18 protein-coding genes and 2 pseudogenes are annotated in these 23,363 nt (G+C 67.7%); 4 read left to right on the forward strand and 16 right to left on the reverse strand.

The genetic code is table 11. The annotated features are described in order from the left end of the window. On the reverse strand, nucleotides 1-804 hold an 804-nt coding region (locus tag Q8R27_RS04910), incomplete at its 3' end, for a tRNA-dihydrouridine synthase (RefSeq protein WP_305697955.1). A gap of 90 nt (nucleotides 805-894) precedes the next feature. Between Q8R27_RS04910 and Q8R27_RS04915 the strand changes: the two genes are divergently transcribed. Beyond that, complete coding sequence (locus tag Q8R27_RS04915; RefSeq protein ID WP_305697956.1) at nucleotides 895-2,040, forward strand: bifunctional 2-C-methyl-D-erythritol 4-phosphate cytidylyltransferase/2-C-methyl-D-erythritol 2,4-cyclodiphosphate synthase; 1,146 nt, start codon at nucleotides 895-897, stop codon at nucleotides 2,038-2,040. 4 nt (nucleotides 2,041-2,044) lie between these two features. Here the strand turns inward: Q8R27_RS04915 and Q8R27_RS04920 are convergent, their stop codons facing one another. Next, nucleotides 2,045-4,285 (reverse strand): spermidine synthase, encoded by a 2,241-nt coding sequence (locus tag Q8R27_RS04920; protein WP_305697957.1) that lies wholly within the window; start codon nucleotides 4,283-4,285, stop codon nucleotides 2,045-2,047. Between the two features lie 87 nt (nucleotides 4,286-4,372). Here Q8R27_RS04920 and Q8R27_RS04925 point away from each other — a divergent pair, with 87 nt between their 5' ends. Then, entirely contained in the window at nucleotides 4,373-4,864 is a 492-nt protein-coding gene (locus Q8R27_RS04925) for a CinA family protein (protein WP_305596626.1), read from the forward strand. 10 nt (nucleotides 4,865-4,874) lie between these two features. On the opposite strand, the gene Q8R27_RS04930 is transcribed toward Q8R27_RS04925, so the two are convergent. Both Q8R27_RS04930 and lipA read right to left on the reverse strand, forming a co-directional pair. Then, entirely contained in the window at nucleotides 4,875-5,318 is a 444-nt protein-coding gene (locus Q8R27_RS04930; protein WP_305697958.1) for a type II toxin-antitoxin system RatA family toxin, read from the reverse strand. A gap of 9 nt (nucleotides 5,319-5,327) precedes the next feature. After that, on the reverse strand, nucleotides 5,328-6,284 hold the full coding sequence (gene lipA / locus Q8R27_RS04935; protein WP_305697974.1) for a lipoyl synthase: 957 nt from the start codon (nucleotides 6,282-6,284) through the stop codon (nucleotides 5,328-5,330). Between the two features lie 88 nt (nucleotides 6,285-6,372). Between lipA and Q8R27_RS04940 the strand changes: the two genes are divergently transcribed. Both Q8R27_RS04940 and Q8R27_RS04945 read left to right on the forward strand, forming a co-directional pair. Further along, complete coding sequence (locus tag Q8R27_RS04940; protein ID WP_305697959.1) at nucleotides 6,373-7,359, forward strand: serine aminopeptidase domain-containing protein; 987 nt, start codon at nucleotides 6,373-6,375, stop codon at nucleotides 7,357-7,359. A 69-nt stretch (nucleotides 7,360-7,428) separates the two neighbouring features. Further along, on the forward strand, nucleotides 7,429-8,991 hold the full coding sequence (locus Q8R27_RS04945) for an AMP-binding protein (RefSeq protein ID WP_305697960.1): 1,563 nt from the start codon (nucleotides 7,429-7,431) through the stop codon (nucleotides 8,989-8,991). Nucleotides 8,992-8,994: 3 nt separating this feature from the next. Here Q8R27_RS04945 and lpdA read toward each other — a convergent pair whose 3' ends face one another. From lpdA to nuoL, 12 genes and pseudogenes are all read right to left on the reverse strand, one after another. Further along, nucleotides 8,995-10,392: a dihydrolipoyl dehydrogenase gene (gene lpdA / locus Q8R27_RS04950; RefSeq protein ID WP_305697961.1), complete on the reverse strand. Its 1,398-nt coding sequence runs from the start codon at nucleotides 10,390-10,392 to the stop codon at nucleotides 8,995-8,997. Between the two features lie 16 nt (nucleotides 10,393-10,408). After that, the gene (locus Q8R27_RS04955; protein ID WP_305697962.1) at nucleotides 10,409-11,710 is read right to left on the reverse strand and encodes a pyruvate dehydrogenase complex dihydrolipoamide acetyltransferase; all 1,302 of its coding nucleotides are present in this window, start codon (nucleotides 11,708-11,710) and stop codon (nucleotides 10,409-10,411) included. 108 nt (nucleotides 11,711-11,818) lie between these two features. Next, nucleotides 11,819-12,229: a GFA family protein gene (locus Q8R27_RS04960; RefSeq protein WP_305697963.1), complete on the reverse strand. Its 411-nt coding sequence runs from the start codon at nucleotides 12,227-12,229 to the stop codon at nucleotides 11,819-11,821. Further along, nucleotides 12,226-13,620, reverse strand: a complete 1,395-nt coding sequence (locus Q8R27_RS04965) for a pyruvate dehydrogenase complex E1 component subunit beta (protein WP_305697964.1) — start codon at nucleotides 13,618-13,620, stop codon at nucleotides 12,226-12,228. Before Q8R27_RS04965 ends, Q8R27_RS04960 begins: the two co-directional genes overlap by 4 nt. Continuing rightward, on the reverse strand, nucleotides 13,617-14,645 hold the full coding sequence (pdhA, locus tag Q8R27_RS04970) for a pyruvate dehydrogenase (acetyl-transferring) E1 component subunit alpha (RefSeq protein ID WP_305697965.1): 1,029 nt from the start codon (nucleotides 14,643-14,645) through the stop codon (nucleotides 13,617-13,619). Before pdhA ends, Q8R27_RS04965 begins: the two co-directional genes overlap by 4 nt. A 72-nt stretch (nucleotides 14,646-14,717) precedes the next feature. Next, complete coding sequence (locus Q8R27_RS04975; protein WP_305595477.1) at nucleotides 14,718-15,014, reverse strand: septum formation initiator family protein; 297 nt, start codon at nucleotides 15,012-15,014, stop codon at nucleotides 14,718-14,720. An 80-nt stretch (nucleotides 15,015-15,094) separates the two neighbouring features. Further along, entirely contained in the window at nucleotides 15,095-16,777 is a 1,683-nt protein-coding gene (locus tag Q8R27_RS04980; RefSeq protein ID WP_305697966.1) for a ribonuclease J, read from the reverse strand. Then, the gene (locus tag Q8R27_RS04985) at nucleotides 16,774-17,553 is read right to left on the reverse strand and encodes a type III pantothenate kinase (RefSeq protein WP_305697975.1); all 780 of its coding nucleotides are present in this window, start codon (nucleotides 17,551-17,553) and stop codon (nucleotides 16,774-16,776) included. The genes Q8R27_RS04980 and Q8R27_RS04985 overlap by 4 nt, the downstream gene beginning before the upstream one ends. A 5-nt stretch (nucleotides 17,554-17,558) precedes the next feature. Then, the gene (locus Q8R27_RS04990) at nucleotides 17,559-18,293 is read right to left on the reverse strand and encodes a biotin--[acetyl-CoA-carboxylase] ligase (RefSeq protein ID WP_305697967.1); all 735 of its coding nucleotides are present in this window, start codon (nucleotides 18,291-18,293) and stop codon (nucleotides 17,559-17,561) included. A 7-nt stretch (nucleotides 18,294-18,300) separates the two neighbouring features. Next, nucleotides 18,301-19,731, reverse strand: a complete 1,431-nt coding sequence (nuoN, locus tag Q8R27_RS04995; RefSeq protein WP_305697968.1) for an NADH-quinone oxidoreductase subunit NuoN — start codon at nucleotides 19,729-19,731, stop codon at nucleotides 18,301-18,303. A gap of 13 nt (nucleotides 19,732-19,744) precedes the next feature. Continuing rightward, nucleotides 19,745-21,231: pseudogene (locus Q8R27_RS05000) on the reverse strand (NADH-quinone oxidoreductase subunit M). A 10-nt stretch (nucleotides 21,232-21,241) separates the two neighbouring features. Next, a pseudogene (gene nuoL, locus Q8R27_RS05005) lies at nucleotides 21,242-23,353 on the reverse strand (NADH-quinone oxidoreductase subunit L). Nucleotides 23,354-23,363 lie beyond the last annotated feature (10 nt).

Consider the following 23,363-nt stretch of genomic DNA (forward strand, 5'->3'; position numbering starts at 1 on the left):
ATCACGGAAATGGTCGAGCGCGATCCCGAGCCGCGACTCGGCGTCCGGCGTCTCGAAGTCTTCCCCGTTCAGTTCCGCTTCGATCTGCGCAGCGATCCACGGTTGCCCGTAGACGCCGCGGCCAATCATCACCGCGTCGGCGTGGCTGGCGATGAGCGCCTCGCGAGCGCTGCCCGCATCGGTCACATCGCCGTTGACGATCACCGGGATCGAAACTTCCGCCTTCACCGCGCGGACCGCGGCCCAATCCGCGCGCCCCTTGTAGAATTGATTGCGGGTGCGTCCATGCACCGTCACCGCACGCGCACCGCGCCGTTCCGCGCGCTGGGCGAATTCCGGGGCGTTCCTGGAAGCCTCATCCCAGCCCAGGCGCATCTTCACCGTTACGGGCACATCCACAGCGTCGACAGCGGCGGCCACCAGGCTCTCGGCGACGTCGAGATCGCGCATCAGGGCCGAACCGCAGGAGGCGCCGATGACTTCCTTGGCCGGACAGCCGAAATTGAGATCGATGATCTGGGCCCCGGCCGCCGCAGCCATCCGAGCGCCCTCGGCGATGTGTTGCGGGTCAGCGCCGACCAGCTGGACCACCATCAGCGGCAGCCCTTCTCCGACAGCGGCGCGTCGCACCACGTCGGGTCGGCCCCGGGAGAGCTCGGCGCAGGCGACCATCTCGGTCGCGACGTAGGCTGCGCCAAGCCGACTGGCCGCCAGCCGAAAAGGCAGGTCGGAGACGCCGGTCATCGGCGCGATCCAGGCGCGGCCGGGAACGACCGCATTTCCGACCACAAGAGTATTGCTCACTTTATAATCATCTCCATCGCTTCCTTTTTAGGCAGATCGTGCGGCTGCGTAAAGCCTAGACAAGCGAACGGCTAAGCCTAAATACGCGCCATGTCGTTCAGCGCCGTCATTGTCGCCGCCGGTTCGGGCCTGCGCGCCGGCCCTGGATCGCCCAAGGCCTGGCGTGATCTGGCCGGGCGGCCGGTCCTGCGATGGTCGCTGGAGGCCCTGCTGGGCGCCGGCGCGCGCGAGGTCGTTCTGGTGGTCGCCGGCGATCGCCTTGAAACGGCCCGCGAGGCTTTGCTCGACCTCCCGCGGTGGCGCGCCGTCCCAGGCGGCGCGACTCGGGCCGGCTCGGTACGCGCCGGCCTCGACGCCCTGGACGGCGCCGATGAGGGGGCGGTGCTGATTCATGACGCGGCTCGACCATTCGTCACCGGCGTCCATGTCGATCGCCTCCTCGCTGGGCTGGCGGACGTCGACGGCGCCATACTGGCCCTGCCCGTCGCCGACACTCTGAAGCGCGGCTCCAGCGTCGTGGATGCGACAGTCGGTCGCGACGGCCTTTGGCGCGCACAAACGCCCCAAGCCTTCCGACTGGGCGCATTGCGGGCCGCATACGCGGCATGGCCGCAGGATGAAGAGCCCACCGACGACGCCGCCGTGGTTGAACGCGTCGGCGGCAAGGTCGCCTTGACGCCGGGCGACCCGATGCTGCTGAAACTGACCTATCCGGAGGACTTCGAGATGGCCGAGCGGCTGGCGGGCGCCGCGCGCGTTACGAGGGTCGGCCAGGGCGTCGACGCCCATCGATGGGGACCCGGCCAGTCGGTGTGGCTTTGCGGCGTCGAGATCGCGCACGACCGGACGCTGATCGGCCACTCCGACGCCGACGCTGGCCTCCACGCGCTGACCGACGCGGTGCTGGGCGCGATCGGAGACGGCGATATCGGCGACCACTTCCCGCCTTCCGACCCGCAGTGGCGCGGTGTTTCGTCGGACCGTTTCCTAGCGCACGCCGTGTCGCGGGTCGCGGCGATCGGCGGGCGGGTGGTGCATGCGGACGTCACGCTGATCTGCGAGCATCCCCGGATCGGACCTCATCGCCAGGCGATGCGCGCGCGCATTGCGCAAATCATGGGCCTGGCGCTCGACCGGGTCAGCGTCAAGGCCACCACCACGGAAGGCATGGGCTACACCGGACGCGGCGAGGGCCTGCTGGCCCAGGCCGTGGTGACGGTCGAGACGCCGGCCTGAGCGCTCAGGGCAGCCAGGTCCAGGTCACCTTGAGCTGGCGATAGAGCGCGCCCGGCAGGTTGATGTAGTCGTCGGTCCACGGCCGCACGAGGTTCGGCTGACTGGCTTCCCATCGCGGGTCGGCGGCGAACCCGGCCAGCGCCTGGGCGGTATGGCCGATGATCAACGCGTCCTCCGACGACTGCCACATGGGCGGAGAGTTCTGCGGTGCGCGATGCTGTTGGAGGAAGGCATGGCCGCCGGCGGCCGCAGCCACCGCCATCGCCGGCCCGGTCAGCTCCAGATTGCGGTTCGACAGGTGCAGGATCAGCACGCCGTCCGGCTTCACCAGCGTCAGATACCCTCGCACCGCTTCGACCGTCAGCAGGTGGGCCGGCACCGAGTCCGACGAGAAGGCGTCGATCAGCAGGATGTCGAAGGTCGCCGGCCGCTGGTGAGCCAGCGTCAACCGGGCGTCGCCCACCACGAAGTCAACCGGACCCTTGGCGCACTCGCTCGTGTAGCTGAAGTGCTTAGGGTCGGTGGAGATGCGGATCACCAGCGGGTCGATCTCGAAGAAGGTCAGGTGGTCGGCGGGTCGCACATAGGCCGCCACCGCGCCGGTGCCCAGACCCACCGCGCCGATCCGCGCCGCGGGCTTTCGGGCCTGCACGGCGGTGAACACCTGGCCGATGGGCGTCTCCGGGGCGTAGTAGACGAGCGGGCGGCAGCGCCAGCGGGGGTCGATCGCCTGGGCGCCATGCAGGGTCGAGCCGTGGGCGAGCATCTTCACCTCGCCCCCTAGCGCCGGAACCGGCATGCGGGATTCTCGCACCACGCCGAAGAAGCTGCGCCAGTTCTCGCGCACGTCGACGCGGCCCCCGACAGCGGTGGCGCAGATGATCAGCACCGAGATCGCGCCGAAGAACAGGAACGCCCGGCGTCGAACGATGAACGCCCCGACCATCGCCGCAGCCAGCGCCGACTGCACGCCAAGGCCGATGCCGTAAAAGGTCGTGATAATCGGCGCCGCTACGGCTGCTGCGACCGACACGAGGAACGTGGCCCAGTTCCATGTGGTGAACCGCCCTTCGCCCCATGGCCTCGCCAGGCACGAAAGGGCCAACATCAGCGGATATTCCCAGAGGCTGTTGAAGATCACCGGGGCCAGGAAGGCGTTGAACCCGCCGCCGACCACACCACCGATCGACATCCATAGATAGAATTCGGTGAGCTTCGCCGGCGCCGGCCTGCGCGAGACAAGCGCCTGATGGCAGATGAGAGCGGTGAAGAAGAAGCAGATCAGGTGGACGGCGAGTTGCACGACGAAGTCGCTAGCCTTGAACGGCAGCATCATCGCGCAGGCCGCGATGGCCGCGGCCTGGAACAGTAGCGCCAGTCCCGGCGGGATCGCGGGCTTCGTCTGGAAGGCGATGATGAAGGTCAGCAGATAAAGGGCCAGCGGCGCGACCCAGAGAAACGGCGCGGAGGCGACGTCCGTGGTGATGTGACCGGTGACCCCTAGCATCAGGCTCGACGGAATCGCGGCGAGCGCCATCCAGGTCAGCCGCTCGCGCCAGCCGATGCGCGTCTCGGCGCCGTCCAGGGTGACGGCGGCGGGCGGGGCCATCGGCCGCCGCGACAGGTAGAGGCCGAGTCCCACCATGATCGCCACGAAGCCTCCGTACCCGAGGCTCCACCCCAGCGACTGCTGGTGCAGGCTGGCGAGCGGTTCGACCAGGATCGGATAGGCGAGCAGCGCCAACAGACTGCCGAGATTGCTGGCGGCGTAGAGGGCGTATGGCTCCTTGCCCTGGCGCGAGGCGAAGGCGCGCGCATGCCAGGCCTGGACCAGGGGCGCGGTGGCGGAGAGCGCAGCGAACGGCGGGCCCAGCGACACCGCAAGCACGCCGATCAGCCACAGCGCCGGATGGTCGGACGACGGCGGCCCGAACAGGTCGCTGACACCGAGCGGCAGGACCAGGCCGGCGGCGATCAGGACCGCGCAGTGCACGGCCACCTGCGCGCGAACCGACGAGATGCGCTGCAGCAGGTGCGCATAGCCGTAGCCAACCAACAGCGCAGCCTGGAAGAACGCCAGGCTGGTGTTCCAGATGGACGGCCCGCCGCCCAGCAGCGGCAGCACCAGCTTGACCACCATCGGCTCGACCAGAAACACCAGCGCGGCGCCGCAGAAAACGGTGACGGCGAACAGAGCGGCGGAGGCTGGAATGGCCTTGCCGCCGTGGGCCTCGAGCGTGGTCATCTGTGCGAATCGCCTTGTGTCGTCAGCGGCGGCGATGTTGTGGTCTGCGCCCGCCCTTGCCTAGAGAATCCGCCGGAGACAGCCACCATGTTCAACCTCGAGATCCAGACCCTGGCCAGGCTGCTGGTCGACGAGGCGCGCAACCGGTCGCTGCGTATCGTCACCGCCGAAAGCTGCACCGGCGGGCTGGTCGCCGGCGCGATCTGCATGGTCCCGGGCGCCTCCGACGTGCTGGAGCGTGGCTTCATCTGTTACTCGAACCGCGCCAAGCAGGAGTTGCTGGGCGTGCCCGGCGACCTGATCGCCGATCTCGGCGCGGTGTCGGAGCCGGTCGCCCGGATGATGGCCGAGGGCGCGCTGGAGAACTCCAACGCCCACCTTGCGGTGTCGATCACCGGCGTCGCCGGCCCCGGCGGCGGCACCAAGATGAAGCCGGTCGGCACCGTGCACATCGCCACCGCGCGCACCAACCACGGCCTGATGCACACCGAGGAGTTCTTCGAGGAAGACACCCGCGAGGGCGTGCAACTCGCCGCGGTGCAGGCGGCCTTGCAGGCGCTACGTGACCGGATCGGCTAGGCGCGACTGTTCAGCCGTACAACGCCCTCGCTCTCGCCTCGAAACAGGCCATGACGCGCTCGATCGCATGGGCCTGATGGGACGCCAGCAGGCCTTCCAGCAGACGCGATTTGAAAGTGAATTCGATCTCGAAGTCGACGCGAGTCCCATCGGGGTCCTCGTGGAATTTCCATCGGTTGTGGAGCTTTCTGAACGGCCCTGAGATCAATCCGACGTCGATGGTGCGTTGGTCCGCGTCGCGCACTACCCGTGTGGAGAACCGCTCCCTCAGGAAGGCGAAGCCGACGGCGGCCTCGGCATCCACCGCGTCGACCCCTGGCGCCAAAGTTCGTGCGTTCCAGGTGCGGATCGCGGTGATCCAGGGCAAGAACTGCGGATAGGCCTCGACGTCGCCGACCAGGTTGAAGAGCTGGTCGGGCGAATAGGGCAGAACCTTGGATGCCTGCTGTCGCAATCCGCGGCGTCAGGATGCGGCGCGCGCGATGCGGGCCGCCTGCAGCCGGGCGAAATCCTCGCCGGCGTGATGCGAAGACCGCGTCAACGGACTGGCCGACACCATCAGGAAGCCCTTGGCGCGCGCGATCTCCTCGTAGGCGTGGAATTCTTCGGGCGTCACGAAGCGGTCGATGGCGGCGTGCTTGCGGGTAGGCTGCAGGTACTGGCCGATGGTGATGAAGTCGACGCCGGCCGAGCGCATGTCGTCCATCACCTGCATGACCTCCTCCTTCGATTCACCCAGGCCGACCATCACGCCGGACTTGGTGAACTGCACGGGGTCGCGCTCCTTCACCCGCTCTAGCAGGCGCAGCGAGTTGTAGTAGCGCGCGCCAGGGCGGATCGAGAGATAGAGCCGGGGCACCGTCTCCAGGTTGTGGTTGAACACATCGGGCCTGGAATCGATCACCACCTCGGCCGCGCCGTCCTTGCGCAGGAAGTCGGGCGTGAGGATCTCGATAGTGGTGGCCGGCGCCGCCGCGCGGATCGCGCGGACCACTGCGGCGAAGTGTTCCGCCCCGCCGTCGACCAAGTCGTCGCGGTCCACCGAGGTGATCACCACGTGCTTCAGGCCCATCTTGGCGACAGCATCGCCGACCCGCTCAGGTTCGGTCGGGTCCAGAGGGTCAGGCTTGCCGGTGGCGACGTTACAGAAGGCGCAGGCCCGCGTGCAGATGCCGCCCATGATCATCATGGTGGCGTGGCTCTTGTCCCAGCACTCGCCGATATTCGGGCAAGCGGCCTCTTCGCACACTGTTGTCAGCCCATGAGCGCGGACGATGTCGCGGGTCGCGGCGTATCCGGGCGAGCCCGGCGCGCGGACGCGGAGCCACTCGGGCTTGCGCAGCATCGGCGTGTCGGGACGCGCCTGCTTTTCGGGGTGACGCGGGCGACGGGCGCCCAGGGTGTCGATGACCACGGCCATGGTCCCTAGATCGTCCGCCTTGGTCGCCGGCGCAAGGCGCCACAGCGTCGCCTTGCGCGCAGGCCCGCGGAAAGCAACAAACCTGACCATGTCCCGCGCGCCGATCGCCGTCGCCCTCGCCATCCTGCTAGCGGCCTGCGGCGGGCGCGAGGCGCGCGACCCATTTGTCGACAGCCGCACCCCGCCGGGCCTGGCGACGCGCTTCATGCCGCCGGAGGGCTGGGCCTGGGGACTGGTGCAGACGGGACGAGAACCGCCCCAGCGATACGGCGTCGCCAGCCCCCCGGTCGCGCCCCGCGGACAGGTGCTGATCGTCACGGGCCTTGGCGAGAGCGCCGAGGGCTGGTTCGAGACCGTGTCCGACCTGAACGCCCGTGGCCTGACGGTATGGGTGCTGGAACGCGCCGGCCAGGGCGGTTCGGGCCGCAAGGTCGCGCGTGGCGGCGTGATCCACGCCACCAGCTTTCAACCCGACGTGGACGCCGTGCGTGCGATGCTGAGCGTGGTGATCCATCGACAGCCTCCCGCACCGTTCGTCGTGCTGGCCCACGCCGACGCGGCGGTTCCTGCGCTGCTGGCTCTGGAACGCGGGGCCGGCGCCGACGGGCTCGTCCTTGCAGCGCCGAAGCTCGCCCCGTCCAAGGGGCTCGGCGCCTTCCCGGCGCTGGCGGTGCGGCTGGGTCTGGGTTGGCCGGCGCCGGACGCGCGACGGTGGACCCGCGCAACGCCCGATGTGAGATCTTCGCGAGACCGCTGGCGAGGCCCTGTCCAGCACGCGTGGGAGGTCGCCAATCCGGACCTGCGGATGACCGGACCGTCCTGGGGCTGGCGCGCCGCCTACGCCAAAGCCGGCGCGCAGGCGCGCAAAGGCGCTGCAAAGGTCAGGGTTCCCGTGCTGATCCTCGGGCCGCGCGCGCCCGCACGGCTGTGTCGCGCGATCGCATCCTGTACAGAGCAGGATCTCGGCGGCGGCGCGTCGCCCTACCTCCAGCCGGACGCAATGCGAGGTCCCTGGCTGGAAGCCATCGCCCGCTTCGTCGTGACCCGGAGCGGGGCCTCAGCTCACGCACCGTAACCTTTCTTTTCAAGCCGTGAGACGGCCTGTACCGTCGGGCGCTTCACGTTGCGGGAGAGGTGACGGAACTTGGCGACCTTCGACCCTCGAGACAGCCGCAAGGCCCTGTTCGACGCCCTGTTGGATGCGCGGTCCAAGTACGGCGCCGGCAAGCTGATCCTGGAGGACCAGGAACGCAAACCGATGAGCTACACCGACCTCGTCCGCGCGGCGTTCGCGCTGGGCCGCCGGTTGGCCGCGTTCACCGAAAAGGGCGAGCGGGTGGGCGTCATGCTGCCGGCCGGCGCCGGCGTGGTGGTGACGTTCTTCGCCCTGCATGCGTTCGGCCGCGTGCCGACGATGCTGAATTTCACCGCCGGCATCCGCAACCTGAAGGCCGCGTGCGAGCTGGCCGGCGTCAAGCACGTGCTGACCGCCCACCGGTTCATCGAACAGGCCAAGCTGCACGACCTCACCGACGCCCTCGAGACCCAGACGCAGATTGTCTACCTGGAAGACGTGCGCCGTACGATCGGGCTGAAGGACAAGCTGTTCGCCGCCGCGGCCGGCGCCTTTCCCCGCCAGTTCCGCAGCCATGCAGAGCCGGACGATCCCGGCGTAATCCTGTTCACATCAGGAAGCTTTGGGACGCCGCGCGGCGTGATGCTGACCCAGTCGAACCTGGTGTCCAACGTCGCCCAGATCGCCGCCCACATCCCGCTGGATCCGGCGTGGGTGATGTTCAACCCGTTGCCGACCTTCCATTGCTTCGGACTGACCGGCGGCGTGCTGCTGCCGCTGCTCACCGGCATGAAGGCCTTCGAATACCCCTCCCCGCTGCACGCCAAACAGATCCCGCCGCTGATCAAGGAGGTGGGAGCCTCTATCCTTTTGGCCACGGATACCTTCGTGAATCAGTACGCTCGCGCGGCCGAGCCTGACGAGCTGGCAGGTCTGAAGTTCATCGTCTGCGGCGCGGAGAAAGTGCGCGAGGAGACCCATAACCTGATCACCGAACGGTTCGGGCCTATTCCCGTCCTGGAGGGATACGGCGCGACCGAGGCCGCGCCCGTGATCGCGGTCAACAAGCCGACCGACAATCGTCGCGGCACGGTGGGCGGCTTGCTGCCCGGCATGGAGACGCGGATCGACCCTGTCGAAGGCATCGCGGTGGGCGGGCGGCTTTATGTGCGCGGGCCGAACATCATGGCCGGATACCTGAGCGCCAGCGGCGTGGAACCCCTTGTCGACGGGTGGCACGACACAGGCGACGTGGTGGACCTGAGCGACGACCGCTGGGTGAAGATCCTGGGTCGGGTCAAGCGCTTCGCCAAGGTCGGCGGCGAAATGATCTCGCTGACCGCCGCCGAGGACCTGGCGGCCGCGGTGTGGCCCAGCGCGCGCCACGCCGTGGTGGCGATGCCCGACCCGAAGAAGGGGGAACGCCTGGTCCTGGTCACCGATCAGCGCGACGCTGAGGCTTCCGCACTGCTGGCGCACGCCCAGAGCGTCGGGGCGCCGGAGATCGCCGCGCCTCGCAAGATCCTCAAGGTGACCGCCGTACCGGTCCTGGGCACCGGCAAGACCGACTACGTGGCCGTACAGCGGATGGTCGAGGCCGAGACCCCGGCAGGCCGCAGCCGCGTGGCGTAAAGCCTAGAGGTGCAGGACCTTGCCGTAGGCGTCGAGGGTCGATTCGTGCATCGCCTCACTCATCGTCGGGTGCGGGAAGACAGTGGCGTGCAGGTCGGCCTCGGTGGCCTCAAGGGTGATCGCCAGCGCGAAGCCCTGGATCATCTCGGTGACTTCAGCGCCGATCATGTGCGCGCCCAGCAGCGCGCCGGTCTTGGCGTCGAACACCGTCTTGACGAAGCCCTCGGTCTCGCCGGAGGCGATCGCCTTGCCGTTCACGCGGAACGGGAAGCGGCCGACCTTGATCTCGCCCTTCTCCTTGGCCTGCGCCTCGGTCAGGCCGACGGAGGCGATCTGCGGATTGGAATAGGTGCAGCCGGGGATCGGCGACGACAGGTTCGAACCCGGCAAGCCGGCGATGTGTTCGATGCAGTGGACGCCTTCGTGGCTCGCCTTGTGGGCCAGCCAGGGCGGACCGGCGACATCGCCGATGGCGTAGAGGCCGGCGACGCCGGTGGCTCCATGCCCGTCGGTGGAGACATGGCCGCGGTCGATCTTGACGCCCAGCGCGTCCAGGCCGAGGCCCTCGACGTTGCCGTCGATGCCGACCGCGACGATGGCGCGCTCGGCTTCCAGGGTTTCACGCTTGCCGGCGATCTCAAGCTCGACGGAAATGCCGGCCTTGGTCTTGGTGAGCGCCTTGACGCTGGCCCCGACGCGGAACGCCAACCCGCGCTTCTCGAACGCCTTGCGCGCGGCGCTCGAGACCTCCTCGTCCTCCACCGGCAGGATGCGCGGCAGGGCCTCGATCACCGTCACCTGGGCGCCCAGCGCGCGATAGAAGCTGGCGAACTCGATGCCGATGGCGCCGGAGCCCACGACGATCAGCGATTTGGGGCAGGCTTTCGGAACCATCGCCTCGCGGTAGGTCCAGATCCGGTCGCCGTCTGGCGCAAGACCAGCAGCAGGAATCACCCGGGCCCGCGCGCCGGTCGCCAGGATCACGTGCTTGGCCTGCAGGCTGCGCGCGCCGCCTGAGCGCAACGCCACGTTGACCTTTGGCGCGGGCGAACCCTTCTCGAGTTTGGCCGTCCCGTCGATCACCTCGATCTTGTGCTTCTTCATCAGGAAGGCGACGCCGGCGCTGAGCTGGATCGCCACCTTGCGCGAGCGCTCGACGATCTTGGCGAAGTCGAACTTCGCCCCTTCAATGCTGAGCCCGTAGTCGCCCAAATGGCCGAGCTGTTCGAACACCTCGCCCGACTTGAGCAACGCCTTGGTGGGGATGCAGCCCCAATTCAGGCACACCCCGCCCAGCGCCTCACGCTCGACGATGGCGGTTTTCATGCCGAGTTGCGCGGCGCGGATCGCGGTCACGTAGCCGCCCGGGCCCGCGCCGATAACGATGACGTCGAAGTCCATGGGTGCTCTCAGATTCTCAAACGATCATCGTGATCGGGTCTTCGATCAGGCTCTTGAACACACCCAGCCAGCGGGCTCCGGTCGCGCCGTCGACAGCGCGGTGATCGCAGGTCAGCGTCACTGTCATCACCGTGGCGATGGCGATCTGGTCGCCGCGCACCACGGGGCGCTTGTCGCCCGCGCCCACCGACAGGATGCAGCCTTGCGGCTCGTTGATGATCGAGGCGAAGGACTTGATGCCAAACATCCCGAGGTTGGACACCGAGAAGGTGCCGCCCTGGAATTCCTCGGGCTTCAGCTTGCGATCGCGGGCGCGTTCCGCGAGGTCTCGGGTCTCGGCGGCGATCTGGGCCAAGCCCTTGGTCTCGGCGGCGCGGATGATCGGGGTGATCAAGCCGCCGTCGATGGCCACGGCCATGGCGATGTCCGCATGATGGTGCATGGCGATGCCTTCCGGCGAGTACGACGCATTGGCCGCCGGATAGCGTTTCAGCGCGCTGGCGGCGGCCTTGATGACCATGTCGTTGACACTGACCTTGATGCCCAGCACCGCGTTGATGCGGCTGCGGGCCTCCAGCAAACGGTCCAGCTCTATGTCGACGGACAGCGGGAAATGCGGCACGTCGCGGAAGCTGTCGGTCATCCGCCGCGCGATGGTCTTGCGCATCCCATCCAGCGGGATGAGGTCGTAGGAGCCCTCCGCAATACCCATCTGCTGCAGCGACTGGACAGGGCGCGATTCCCCGCGCGGAGCGTCCTTGGGCGCTCCAACCTGCCGTGCCGCGACCTGGCCCGGTTGAGCGGCTTCGACGTCGCGCTTGATGATCCGGCCATGGGGTCCGGAGCCCGCAAGCGTCGAGAGGTCCAGACCCTTCTGCTCGGCGATGCGGCGCGCAAGCGGGGAAGCGAACACCCGCGCTCCGCTCGCTTTCACGCCTGGGCCGACAGCGACCGCAGGCTGTGGGGCTGGCGCAGGCGCGGCCGGGGCTTGTGCAGGGGCTGGCGTCGCGGCTGAAGCCTTAGCCGGAGTCGCGGCCGGCGTAGCAGCGGGAGCCTCGGCGGCAGACGCCGCCTCGCCTTCCCCGGCAAGCCTGGCGATGGGGGTGTTGACCTTCACCGCTTCGGTCCCTTCGGCGACCAGGATGTCCTCGACCACGCCCTCGTCGACGGCTTCCACTTCCATCGTGGCTTTGTCGGTTTCGATCTCGGCGATGATGTCGCCGCTCTTCACCGCATCGCCCTTCTTCACATGCCATTTGGCGAGCGTGCCTTCCTCCATCGTCGGAGATAGGGCGGGCATCAGGACGTCGATCGGCATCAAGGGCTCCTCAGGCGGTCGCGGAGCAGCGCAACACGGCGCGGGCTCGCGCAGGACGGCGAGGCCGTCCCGATTCGTTCAGGGGATCATAGGGGGTGGACGCCGGCGTCATGACGGCTCCCTCGACAGGTGGGCCAACAGGCCGCTGTTGGCTTCCCAATTGCGGCCGTCGAAGGCGGTGATGTTCAGTTCCAGCCCATCCGCCTCGTCCAGGCAGCGCCCGTTTACCGACCAGCCGTCGGGGTTGGACCTCGGCCGATAGAAGCTCTTGATCCCGCACTCGCTGCAGAACAGGTGGCGGGCGATGCGCGTGTTGAACGTGTACTCGGCCAGCCGCTCGGCGCCCTTGGTCAGGCGGAAGCGGCTCTCCGGCACGATCACATGCAAGTAGCCTGTCTTGGCGCACATCGAGCAGTTGCAGGTCTGGGCTTCGGCCACCGGCGGCAGCGCCACTTCGAAACGCACGCCGCCGCAGTGGCACCCCCCTGCGAACCAAGTCAGGGGCAGGCTCTCGCTCATCGGTAGGACACGGCCTTGGCGGCTTGCACGATCTTCTCCACCGACGGTAGCGACAGCACCTCCAGGTTGGCCGCATAGGGCAGCGGCACATCCTCCTGGCAGACCCGCGCCGGCGGGGCGTCCAGATAGTCGAAAGCGTGTTCAAGCACGCGGGCGATCACCTCGGCGCCGACGCCCATCGAGCCCCAGCCTTCTTCGGCCGTGACCAGCCGGCCGGTCTTCTTGACGCTCTCGACGACCGTCTCGTGGTCCAGCGGACGCAGTGTGCGCAGGTCGATCACCTCGGCCTCGATGCCTTCGGCGGCGAGCTCCTCGGCGGCCTTCAGCGCCAGGCCGACCATCCGCGAGTGGGCGGTGATCGTCACGTCGGCGCCTGTGCGACGGACCTTCGCCTTGCCGATCGGAACGATCCAGTCGTCGACGTCGGGCACGTCGAACTCGACGCCGTAAAGCATCTCGTGCTCGAGGAAGACGACGGGGTTGGGATCGCGGATCGCGGCCTTCAGCAAGCCTTTGGCGTCGGCGGCGTCATAGGGTGCGACGACCTTCAGCCCCGGCACGTTGGCGTACCAGCTCGAATAGTCGTGGCTGTGCTGGGCGGCGACGCGCGAGGCGGCGCCGTTCGGGCCGCGCAGCACGATCGAACAGCGGATCTGGCCGCCGGACATGTACAGGGTCTTGGCCGCCGAATTGATGATCTGATCGATCGCCTGCATGGCGAAGTTCCAGGTCATGAACTCGACGATCGGCTTCAGTCCGGCCATCGCCGCGCCGACCCCCAGGCCGGTGAAGCCGTGCTCGGTGATCGGGGTGTCGATCACCCGCCGCTCGCCGAACTCATCGAGCAGGCCGCGGCTGACCTTGTAGGCGCCCTGGTACTGGGCGACTTCCTCGCCCATCAGGAACACGCTCTCGTCGCGGCGCATCTCCTCGGCCATGGCGTCGCGCAGCGCGTCGCGCACGGTGACCTTGGTCAGGGTCGCGCCCTGAGGCAGCTCGGGATCGCGCAGCGGCTCGGCCGGAGTAACGGCGGCCGGTCCCTCGCCTGTTGGCGGCGCCTTGGCTTCGGCCGCCGGCTGTTCCTCAGGGGCGTCGGAGGCCGCCGCGCCGTTGGCCTTGGCGGTGGGTTCAGCGGGCGCAGCAGCGCTCGCGCCCTCGCCGGCCAGCCTGGCGATGGGAGTGTTGACCTTCACCGCCTCGGTCCCTTCGGCGACCAGGATGTCCTCGACCACCCCTTCGTCGACGGCTTCCACCTCCATGGTCGCCTTGTCGGTCTCGATCTCGGCGATGATGTCGCCGCTTTTCACTGCATCGCCCTTCTTCACGTGCCATTTGGCGAGCGTGCCCTCCTCCATCGTCGGAGACAGGGCGGGCATCAGGATGTCGGTCAACGGGCGGCCTCCAGATAGACATCCGTATACAGTTCGGAAGGATCGGGTTCGGGACTGGTGCGGGCGAACTCGGCGGCGTCGGCGACAATGCGCTTCACGTCCGCGTCGATGGCTTTCAGCGCTGCATCGTCGGCGACGCCCTGGCGCGCCATCAGTTCCTGCAGGTGTTCGATGGGATCGCGCGTCTTGCGGACCTCGTCGACCTCTTCCCGGGTGCGGTACTTGGCCGGGTCGCTCATCGAGTGGCCGCGATAGCGATAGGTCTTCATTTCCAGGATGTAGGGGCCCTCGCCGGCCCGCGCATGCTCGGCGGCCTTGGCGGCCGCGTCGCGCACGGCGATCACGTCCATGCCGTCGACCACTTCGCCCGGAATGCGGAACGAAGCGCCGCGGCGAAACAGCTCGGTCTCCGCCGAGGACCGCTCGATCGAGGTGCCCATGGCGTACTGGTTGTTCTCGATCACATAGACGACCGGCAGCCGCCAGAGCTCGGCCATGTTGAAGCTCTCGTAGACCTGCCCCTGGTTGGCCGCGCCGTCGCCGAAGTAGGTGAAGCTGACATTGCCAGTGTTGCGATAGCGGTTGGCCATGGCTAGGCCGGTGCCCAGGCTCACCTGGGCGCCCACGATCCCATGGCCGCCGTAGAAGTCGGCGGCGGTCGAGAACATGTGCATCGAGCCGCCCTTGCCGTGCGACGAGCCGCCCGCGCGGCCGGTCAGTTCGGCCATCACCTCGCGCGGATCCATGCCGCAGGCCAGCATATGGCCGTGGTCGCGGTATCCGGTGATCACCTGGTCTCCGGGCTTCTTGATCGCCTGGACGCCGACCGCAATGGCTTCCTGGCCAATGTACAGGTGGCAGAAGCCGCCGATCAGCCCCATCCCGTAGAGCTGGCCAGCGCGTTCCTCGAACCGTCGGATCAGCAGCATGTCGCGGTAGTAGCCGAGCAGGTCGTCCTTGCCGGTTTTCGCGTCCGGCTTGGTCGTCTTGCCGCCAGGTTTTGCGGCAGCTCGTGCGCGCGCCATCAACGTCTCCCCAAGGATGCGACTTATCGTGTCGTAGCGCCAATTTCCGAAGCCCCCAAGGGGCTCAGGCCATCATCGCCGGATACGGATCACATAGTCTCTTGGGTCGCTGTAGCCTAGCAGCGAGCGGGCGCGTTCCTCCAGAAGGTCCGCAGACAGGCTCGCATCGCGTAGCAATCGGGCACGAACCTCCAGATCGCGGCGCTGAATCTGCAGTTGCGTCAATTCCAGCCGTTTGGCGGCGAGCGTCTCATTGCGTTGCCCAGACGTCAGCAGCCCGCGATCCCCGGTGAACGCGTGGAACCCGAAGTAGAAGATCAGGAACGCCAGGCCGGCGGTCGACAGGTAAGGTTTGAAGCGGGCGAGCACAGGAATCGGCTGGTTGGACGGGAACACCATCTCGGCCGACTATGCTTAACGGGCGCCTAATCGCCACAAAGACAGGTCGTTCAGATCCGCAGAACCGTGGTCTCGACGACCGGCCGGCGGCCCCAGATGCGCTGACTGGCTTTCTTTAGGGCGCGCGACACCGCCGTCTCGACGTCCTCATCGCGTTCACGGTCATCGCCGGACAGGCGCGCGAGCGCGCGTTCGGCCTCCTGCGCCAGATCGTCCAGCGCCTCGTCGATCGGATAGTCCTCGTCCGACGGCAAGCCAAGCGCGCGTATCTGGGGCCCTGCCACCATGCGTCCGCGGCCGTCGAGCACGATTGCGGCGGTCAGCACGCCGTTGAACGCCGCATGACGCCGTTCGCGCAGGGCCTCGCCGTTTTCGGGAGTGACCACGCCGGCGTCGACGTAGAGTCGGCCCGCGGGAACCTCGTCGATGATCTCGGCGCGGCCGGGTGCGAGGCGCACCATGTCGCCGTTGCGCGGAGCGACCTGTTGAGGGACCTGAAGGTCGCGGGCGAAGGCGGCGTGCTCCAGCAGGTGACGGCGCTCGCCGTGGGTCGGCACCGAAATGGTGGGCCGCGCCCAGCGGTACATATCGGCCAGCTCGTCACGGCACGGGTGACCGGAGACATGGATGCCTGGGTGATCGCGCTCGGTGTATAGGCGCACGCCGCGGTCGGCGAGCTTGTCCTGCAGGTTGCGGATCGGAATCTCGTTGCCAGGGATCACCCGGGACGAAAACACGCATGAGGAGCCCGCGCCCAGCGCGACATGCGGATGCGTGCCGTCGGCGATGCGCGACAGCGCCGCGCGCGGTTCGCCCTGGCTGCCAGTGCACAGGTAGAGCACGGCATGGTCAGGCAGGTGACGGGCCTCGTGCTCGCTGATGAACGGCTTGATGTCGCTCATCAATCCGACCGACTTTGCGGCGGCGGCCATGCGGATCATCGAACGGCCGACGAGGCACACCCTGCGCCCGGCGGCTTCCGCCGCGCGGATCACGCTGTCCATGCGCGCGACGTTGGAGGCGAAGCAGGCCACGGCCACCCTGCCCTTCAGACCACCCACCAGCTTGGCGAGCGCGTCGCGCACGTCGGCTTCCGATCCGGCGCGACCATCGACGAACACGTTCGTCGAATCGCAAACCATGGCCAGCACGCCCTCGTCGCCGAGGCGGCGGATGGCGTCGGAATCGGTGACGCCGCCCAGCACTGGGTCAGGGTCGATCTTCCAGTCGCCGGTATGCAGGATAGCGCCCAGCGGCGTGCGGATCGCCAGGCCGTTCGGCTCGGGAATCGAGTGGGTCAGGGTGATCAGTTCTATGTCGAACGGCCCGAGCTTGATCGTGCCGCCGAGCGGCACCTCGGTGATCTCCACCTCGTCCAGCAAATCCGCCTCGCGCAATTTCTCGCGCAGCAGATAGGCGGTGAACGGAGTCGCATAGAGCGGCGCGCGGATGCGCGGCCACAGCCAGGCGACGGCGCCGATGTGGTCTTCATGGGCGTGGGTCAGCACCACGCCCAGGATGTCATCGGCATGCTGCTCGATGAAGGTGGGGTCTGGCAGGATGATCTCGACGCCCGGCGTCGTCTGGTCGCCGAACGTCACACCCAGGTCGACGACGATCCACTTGCGCGCGTGCGGCGGACCAAAGCCATAGAGATTGAAGTTCATCCCGATCTCGTTCGACCCGCCCAGCGGCAGGAAGACGAGTTCGGGCTCGTCCTTGGCGCGGCTCATGGCTTGGCCATGTTGCGGCGATAGACCTCGAGCAGGCCGCGGATGGTCAGGTCCGGATCGAAGTGGTCGATCGAGGTCGTCGCGCCTTGGAACAGCGAGGAGACCCCGCCCGTGCCGATCACCGTCATGGGTTTTCCCCAGTCACCTTTGATGCGGGCCACAAGCCCGTCGATCAGGGCGACATAGCCCCAGAATACGCCCGACTGCATGGCCGCCACGGTATCCTTGCCGATCGAGGTGTTACCCTGCGGGCGCTGGATGGCGACCCGCGGCAGCTTGGCGGCGGCGGCGTGCAGCGCCTCCATCGACAGGTTGATGCCGGGCGCGATGGCGCAACCCTCCATGCCCCCGTCGGCGGCGACCACGTCGAAGGTCGTGGCGGTGCCGGAATCGATAACGATGAGGTCGCCGGGATAGACGATGTGCGCGCCGATCGAATTGATCAGGCGGTCGGCGCCGGCTTCCGAAGGCTTGTCGATGCGCACCTGAATGCCGAGTTCGGCGTTCTCGCCGATCACCAGGGGTTCGACCTGGAGGTAACGCCTGGCCAAGTTGCGCAGGTTGAAGATCGACTGCGGCACGACGCTGGAGATGATGCAGGCGTCCATCACCCCCATCTGCAGCCCGGCCATGGCCAGGAGTTGCGACAGCCAGACGGCGTATTCGTCGGCCGTGCGGCTGGAGTCGGTGGCCGCACGCCATTGGGCGATCCACGTCGCGCCGTCGTGCACCGCGAACAGCGTGTTGGTGTTGCCCTGTTCGATCGCCAGCAGCATGGAGCTCAAGCCCTCCCGAAAAACACGTCGCCGGCGGTGATCCGCGTGAGCCCACCGTCGGGCAATCGAAGCCGCAGCGCGCCGTCGTCGTCCAGACCTTCAGCGACCCCCGCCACGACGCTGTCGTGCAGGCGCGCCTCGCAGGGCTTGCCGAGGCCGTGCGCGCGCGCCGTCCACGCGTTGGCGATGGCTGGGAAGCCTTGCGTCTCCCACGTTCCGCGCCAGCGCTCGAAAGCATTAGCCAGGACCTCCAGCGCCGCCAGGGGCGCCGGCGCGTGGCCCGCCATGTGCTCGGCGAACGCGGTCGCCGGGCGCTCGACATCAGTGGGATAGCGCGCGAGGTTCACGCCGATCCCCACCGCCAACCACAGGCCGGCCGCCGACCGTCCCGACTCCACCAGGATGCCCGCCGCCTTGCGGTCGTGGATCATCAGGTCGTTCGGCCACTTGAGGCTGGCCGCACCCACGCCCAGACAGGCCTGCGCCAGGTCATGGGCGGCGAGGGCTGCGACGAAGCTGATCTGGGCGGCCTCGGCCGGTGGCTTGTCGCACGGCATGAGCAGAGTCGCAGCGAGGTTCCCCTCACCCGTGCTCCAGTCGCGCCCGCGTCGTCCACGGCCCGCTGTCTGGCGCGCCGCAGTGATCCACACCGGCCCGCTGTCGCCGGTCTCGGCGCGGCGCCGGGCTTCGGCGTTGGTTGAGGCGAGTTCCTCGTAGGCTTCGATCGGCGGGTGGGCCAAGGCCACCTCAGCCGAGGCCGAGGGCCGCGGCCGCGGTCTTGGCCAGCGGATCCAGGACCACCAGTGCGCCCATCACCAGCGGGAACGAGAACAGCGCCAGACTGATGGCGATCGCCTTGGCCTCGACCGGAGGCTTGTCGGTGGCGCCCGCCGTATCGTCGAACCACATCACCTTGAGCAGGCGCAGATAGTAGAAGGCGGCGACGACGCTGCCGACCAGGCCGATCACCGCAGCCAGTCCCAGCCCGCCGTTGATGGCCGCCTTGAACACATAGTACTTCGCCCAGAAGCCGGAGAACGGCGGCAGGCCCAGGGCCGACAGCGCGAAGGCGCTCATCGCCAGAGCAATGCCTGGCCTTTCGCGGAACAGGCCGGCCATGTCGTCGATGGTTTCCATGTCCCGGCCCTCGCGCGACAGCGCCGCCAGACAGGCGAAGAAGCCGGTGACGTCGATCATGTAGAGGATCATGAACATCAGCATGGCCTGAACGCCCTCGCCGGTGCCGCTGGCCAGGCCCAGCAGGGCGTAACCGACGTTGGCGATCGACGAGTAGGCCCACAGCCGCTTCAGGTTGCGTTGGGCGAGGCCCGCGAAGGCGCCGACCGCCACCGACATCAGCGCCAGGGCCACCAACACCTGCTGCCATTGCGCTATGGCGCCCGGGAAGCCCTCGGCCAGGGCGCGGGCGAACAGCACCATGGCGGCGAGCTTCGGCGCGGAAGCGAAGAAGGCCACAACCGGCGTCGGCGCGCCCTCGTAGACGTCGGGCGTCCACATATGGAATGGCGCCGCCGAGACCTTGAAGCCGAGGCCGCACATCAGGAACACCAGGCCAAACAGCACACCGGTCCCGGCGCCCGATTGTACCGCCACGGCGATGTCGGAGAATACGGTCGAGCCGGCGAAGCCGTAGATCAACGAGGCGCCGTAGAGCAGCAGGCCGGACGATAGCGCGCCCAGCACAAAGTACTTGAGGCCAGCCTCGGAGGCCCGCGCGTTGTCGCGGTGCATGGCCGCCAGCACATAGAGCGCCAGGGAATGCAGCTCGACGCCGACATAGAGCGAGATGAGGTCGCCGGCCGACACCATCATGCCCATGCCGAGCGCAGCCAGCAGGATCAGCACCGGGAATTCGAAGTTGTGCACGCCGCGCCGCTCGAACCAGCGCTGGCCGAGCGGAATGCAGATCGCGCTGGCCGCATAGATCGCGACCTTGGCGAACACCGAGGCCTGGTCGGCGATCAGACCGCCGGCGAACCCGCGGCCGAGCGGCCCGGTGGCGGCGGCGACGCCGGCCGCAACCAGGGCGCCGATCGCAGCCAGCGTGAAGATCGCGCCGGCCTGCGGCTGGAACGCGCCCCACACCAGCAGGATCAGAGCGGCCGCCGCCAGGATCACTTCCGGCGCGGCCAGGGCGAAATCGAGTGAGAAGGTCATCGGCGCTGAGGTCCTAACGGCCGATCGCGGCGCGGTACACGCTGGCCAGGTTGTCGACCGAGGTCTGCGTCAGGTCGAACACCAGCGAAGGATGCACGCCCAGCACCAGGGTGGAGACGACCAGGGGGGTGAAGATCGCCACTTCGCGCCAGTCCAGATCGGTGATGCCGGCCAGCGCCGGGTTGGTCATCTCGCCGAACACCACGCGCCGATAGAGGCTGAGCGCGTAGACCGCCGAGAAGATCACGCCGGTGGCGGCGACAACCACGGTCCAGGTGGAGACCTCATAAGTCCCGGCCATGGTCAGGATCTCGCCAACGAAGCCCGAGGTGCCCGGCAGGCCGACATTGCCCATGGTGAACAGCATGAACACCGCTGCGTACCAGGGCATGCGGCTGACCAGTCCGCCGTAGAAGGCGATCTCGCGAGTGTGCATGCGGTCATAGACGACGCCCACGCAAAGGAAGAGCGCGCCGGGATCACCCCGTGGCTGAGCATCTGAAACAGCGCGCCCTGCTCGCCCTGGGCGTTGCCGCTGAAGATGCCCATGGTCACGAAACCCATGTGGGCGACGGACGAATAGGCGATCAGCTTCTTGATATCGACCTGCCGGAAGGCGACCAGCGAGGTGTAGACGATGGCGATCACGCTGAACGCGAAGACCAGCGGCGTGAACATCTCCGAGGCCTGCGGAAACATCGGCAGCGAGAAGCGCATGAAGCCGTAGCCGCCGAGCTTCAACAGGATGCCGGCCAGGATCACCGAGCCTGCGGTCGGGGCCTCCACGTGGGCGTCGGGCAGCCAAGTGTGCACCGGCCACATCGGCATCTTCACCGCGAACGAGGCGAAGAACGCCAGCCACAGCCAGGTCTGCACCTGCGGCGCGAACTTGTAGGCCATCAGCTCGGGAATCGAGGAGGTGTGCGCGATCCCGATCATCGCCAGGATGGCGGCCAGCATCAGCACCGATCCCAGCAGGGTGTAGAGGAAGAATTTGAACGCCGCATAGACACGCCGCGCGCCGCCCCACACCCCGATTATCAGGAACATCGGCACCAGGCCGAACTCGAAGAAGATGTAGAACAGCACCAGGTCCAGCGCGCAGAACACGCCGATCACCAGGGTCTCGAGCGCCAGGAAGGCGATCATGTACTCGAGCACGCGCTTCTCGACCGACACCCACGACGCCGCGATGCAGATCGGCATCAGGAAGGCGGTGAGCAGGACGAACAGCACCGAGATTCCGTCGACGCCCATGCGGTAGTGCAGGCCCGCGAACCAGGGCGCGTCCTCGACGAACTGGAAGTCGGCGGTATTCGGATCGAACTGGATCACCAGCAGGACCGACAGCGCCAGGACGGCCAGCGTGGTGACGAGCGTGATCCACTTGGCGGCGGTGACCGTGCGGGGCTCGTCGGCGCGAGACGACAGGCGCAACGCCACGATCGCGGCTATGCCCAGCAGCGGCGCGAAGGTGATCAGGGATAGGATGCCGGTCATGATCTAGCCCTCACCCGACCCAGGCCCAGAGCGCGTAGGACAGAATCCCCGCCACCCCGAGCAGCATCACGAACGCATAGTGGTAGACGTAACCGCTCTGCAGCCGGCCTGCGCCGCGGCCGATGGTGTTGGAGAGCTTGGAGATCCCGTCGGGGCCCAGGCCGTCGATCAGCTTCTGGTCGCCGACTTTCCAGAACACGTCGCCCAGGAACTTGGCGGCGCGGACGAACGTCGCCTCGTAGAGCTCGTCGAAGAACCACTTGTTGTAGAGGAAGGTCCACAGGGGGCCCTTCTCGGCGGCGATCCGCGCGCCCATGCCTTCGCGGGCGATGTAGACATACCAGGCGATGGCGAAGCCAAGGGCGGAGACCACCAGCGGCGCCCAAAGCACCCAGGCGGGCGCGTGGTGGGCATGCTCCAGCACGTGGTTGGTGGCGGAGTTGAAGATCGCGCCACGCCAGAATTCGCCACGCTCTTCGCCGACGAACTTCTCGACGAACACGAAGCCCGCGGCGATGGCGCCCACCGACAACGCCAGCAGCGGAACCAGCATCGACCACGGGCTCTCGTGCGGTTGGTGGTCGTGGCCGTGGTCGGCATGGGCGTGGTCGTCATGCGTCGCGTGGGCGTGCGCCGCGTCATGATCCGGCAGCGGTTCGCTGTGGGTTTCGAGTTGGGCGTGGCTGGCGTGATCGTCGGCGCCGTGGGCGTCAGCGTGGACCGCGTCATGGCCCCACTTAGCGTGGCCGTGGAAGGTCATGAACGCCAGGCGCCAGGAGTAGAAGGCGGTCAGGCAGGCGGCGCCCAGCGACACGACGAAGGCGAAATAGGCGATCGGATTGTCATGGCCGGCGGCGAACGCCGCCTCGATGATGGTGTCCTTGGAATAGAAGCCGGCGAAGCCCAGCTCCACGCCCGGGATGCCGAAGCCGGTGATCGCCAGCGTGCCGATGGTCATGACAGCGTAGGTGATCGGCAGCTAGCGCCACCGCGCGCCCATCTTCCGCATGTCCAGCTCGTGGTGCATCCCGTGGATCACTGAGCCCGCGCCTAGGAACAGCAGCGCCTTGAAGAAGGCGTGGGTGAACAGGTGGAACATCGCCGCCTGATAGGCGCCGACGCCGGCCGCGAAGAACATGTAGCCGAGCTGCGAACAGGTCGAATAGGCGATGACCCGCTTGATGTCGTTCTGGGCGAGGCCGACGGTGGCGGCGAACAGCGCGGTCACCGCACCGACCAGGGTGACGATCTGGCGTGCGGTCGGCGCGTATTCGAACATCGGCGACAGCAGGCAGACCATATAGACGCCGGCGGAGACCATGGTCGCCGCGTGGATCAGGGCCGATACCGGGGTCGGGCCCTCCATGGCGTCGGGCAGCCAGGTGTGCAGGAAGAACTGCGCGGACTTGCCCATGGCGCCGACGAACAGCAGCACGCAGGCCAGATCCATCAGCCGCCAGTCGTAGCCGATGAACGACCAGGTGCGCGCAGCGCCCGCCTGGGCCAGCGGGAAGATCTCGGCGAACTGGATGGAGCCGAACGCCCAGAAGGCGGTGAAGATGCCCAGCGCGAAACCGAAGTCGCCGATCCGATTGACCACGAAGGCCTTGATCGCGGCGGCGTTGGCGGTGGGCTTCTTGAACCAGAAACCGATCAACAGGTAGCTGGCCAGCCCCACGCCTTCCCAGCCGAAGAACAGCTGCATGAAGTCGGCGGCGGTGACCAGCGCCAGCATGGCGAAGGTGAACAGCGACAGGTAGGCGAAGAACCGCGGCTGGCTGTCGTCGTCGGCCATGTAGCCCCACGAGTAGACGTGGACCAGCGCCGAGACCGTGGTCACCACCACCAGCATCACCGCCGACAGCGCATCGATGCGGATCGACCAGTTGGACTGGAAGGCGCCGACGTGGATGAACCGCGCGAGCTCCAGGGTGAAAGGCTCCAGTCCGCCCCAGGTCCACTGCGAGAACACCACCCATGAACCGACGCAGGCCGCCAGCAGCAGGCCCGTGGTGATCGCGCGCGACGGCGTGTCGCCGAGCCGCCGGCCGAACAGACCCGCGATTATCGCGCCTGCCAGCGGCGCGAAGACGATGAAGATGACCAGCGTCTGGAGGTTCATGTCGGCTGCG

Origin of the sequence: Phenylobacterium sp. (assembly GCF_030697305.1) — a bacterium.
Classification (GTDB): domain Bacteria; phylum Pseudomonadota; class Alphaproteobacteria; order Caulobacterales; family Caulobacteraceae; genus Phenylobacterium.

Bases quoted from the DNA above. Each gene is read 5' to 3' on its own strand.
- Q8R27_RS04915 (WP_305697956.1), top strand. From the start codon at position 895: ATGTCGTTCAGCGCCGTCATTGTCGCCGCCGGTTCGGGCCTGCGCGCC.
- Q8R27_RS04920 (WP_305697957.1), bottom strand. From the start codon at position 4,285: ATGACCACGCTCGAGGCCCACGGCGGCAAGGCCATTCCAGCCTCCGCC.
- Q8R27_RS04925 (WP_305596626.1), top strand. From the start codon at position 4,373: ATGTTCAACCTCGAGATCCAGACCCTGGCCAGGCTGCTGGTCGACGAG.
- lipA (WP_305697974.1), bottom strand. From the start codon at position 6,284: ATGGCCGTGGTCATCGACACCCTGGGCGCCCGTCGCCCGCGTCACCCC.
- Q8R27_RS04940 (WP_305697959.1), top strand. From the start codon at position 6,373: ATGTCCCGCGCGCCGATCGCCGTCGCCCTCGCCATCCTGCTAGCGGCC.
- lpdA (WP_305697961.1), bottom strand. From the start codon at position 10,392: ATGGACTTCGACGTCATCGTTATCGGCGCGGGCCCGGGCGGCTACGTG.
- Q8R27_RS04955 (WP_305697962.1), bottom strand. From the start codon at position 11,710: ATGCCGATCGACGTCCTGATGCCCGCCCTATCTCCGACGATGGAGGAA.
- Q8R27_RS04960 (WP_305697963.1), bottom strand. From the start codon at position 12,229: ATGAGCGAGAGCCTGCCCCTGACTTGGTTCGCAGGGGGGTGCCACTGC.
- pdhA (WP_305697965.1), bottom strand. From the start codon at position 14,645: ATGGCGCGCGCACGAGCTGCCGCAAAACCTGGCGGCAAGACGACCAAG.
- Q8R27_RS04980 (WP_305697966.1), bottom strand. From the start codon at position 16,777: ATGAGCCGCGCCAAGGACGAGCCCGAACTCGTCTTCCTGCCGCTGGGC.
- Q8R27_RS04985 (WP_305697975.1), bottom strand. From the start codon at position 17,553: ATGCTGCTGGCGATCGAACAGGGCAACACCAACACGCTGTTCGCGGTG.
- nuoN (WP_305697968.1), bottom strand. From the start codon at position 19,731: ATGACCTTCTCACTCGATTTCGCCCTGGCCGCGCCGGAAGTGATCCTG.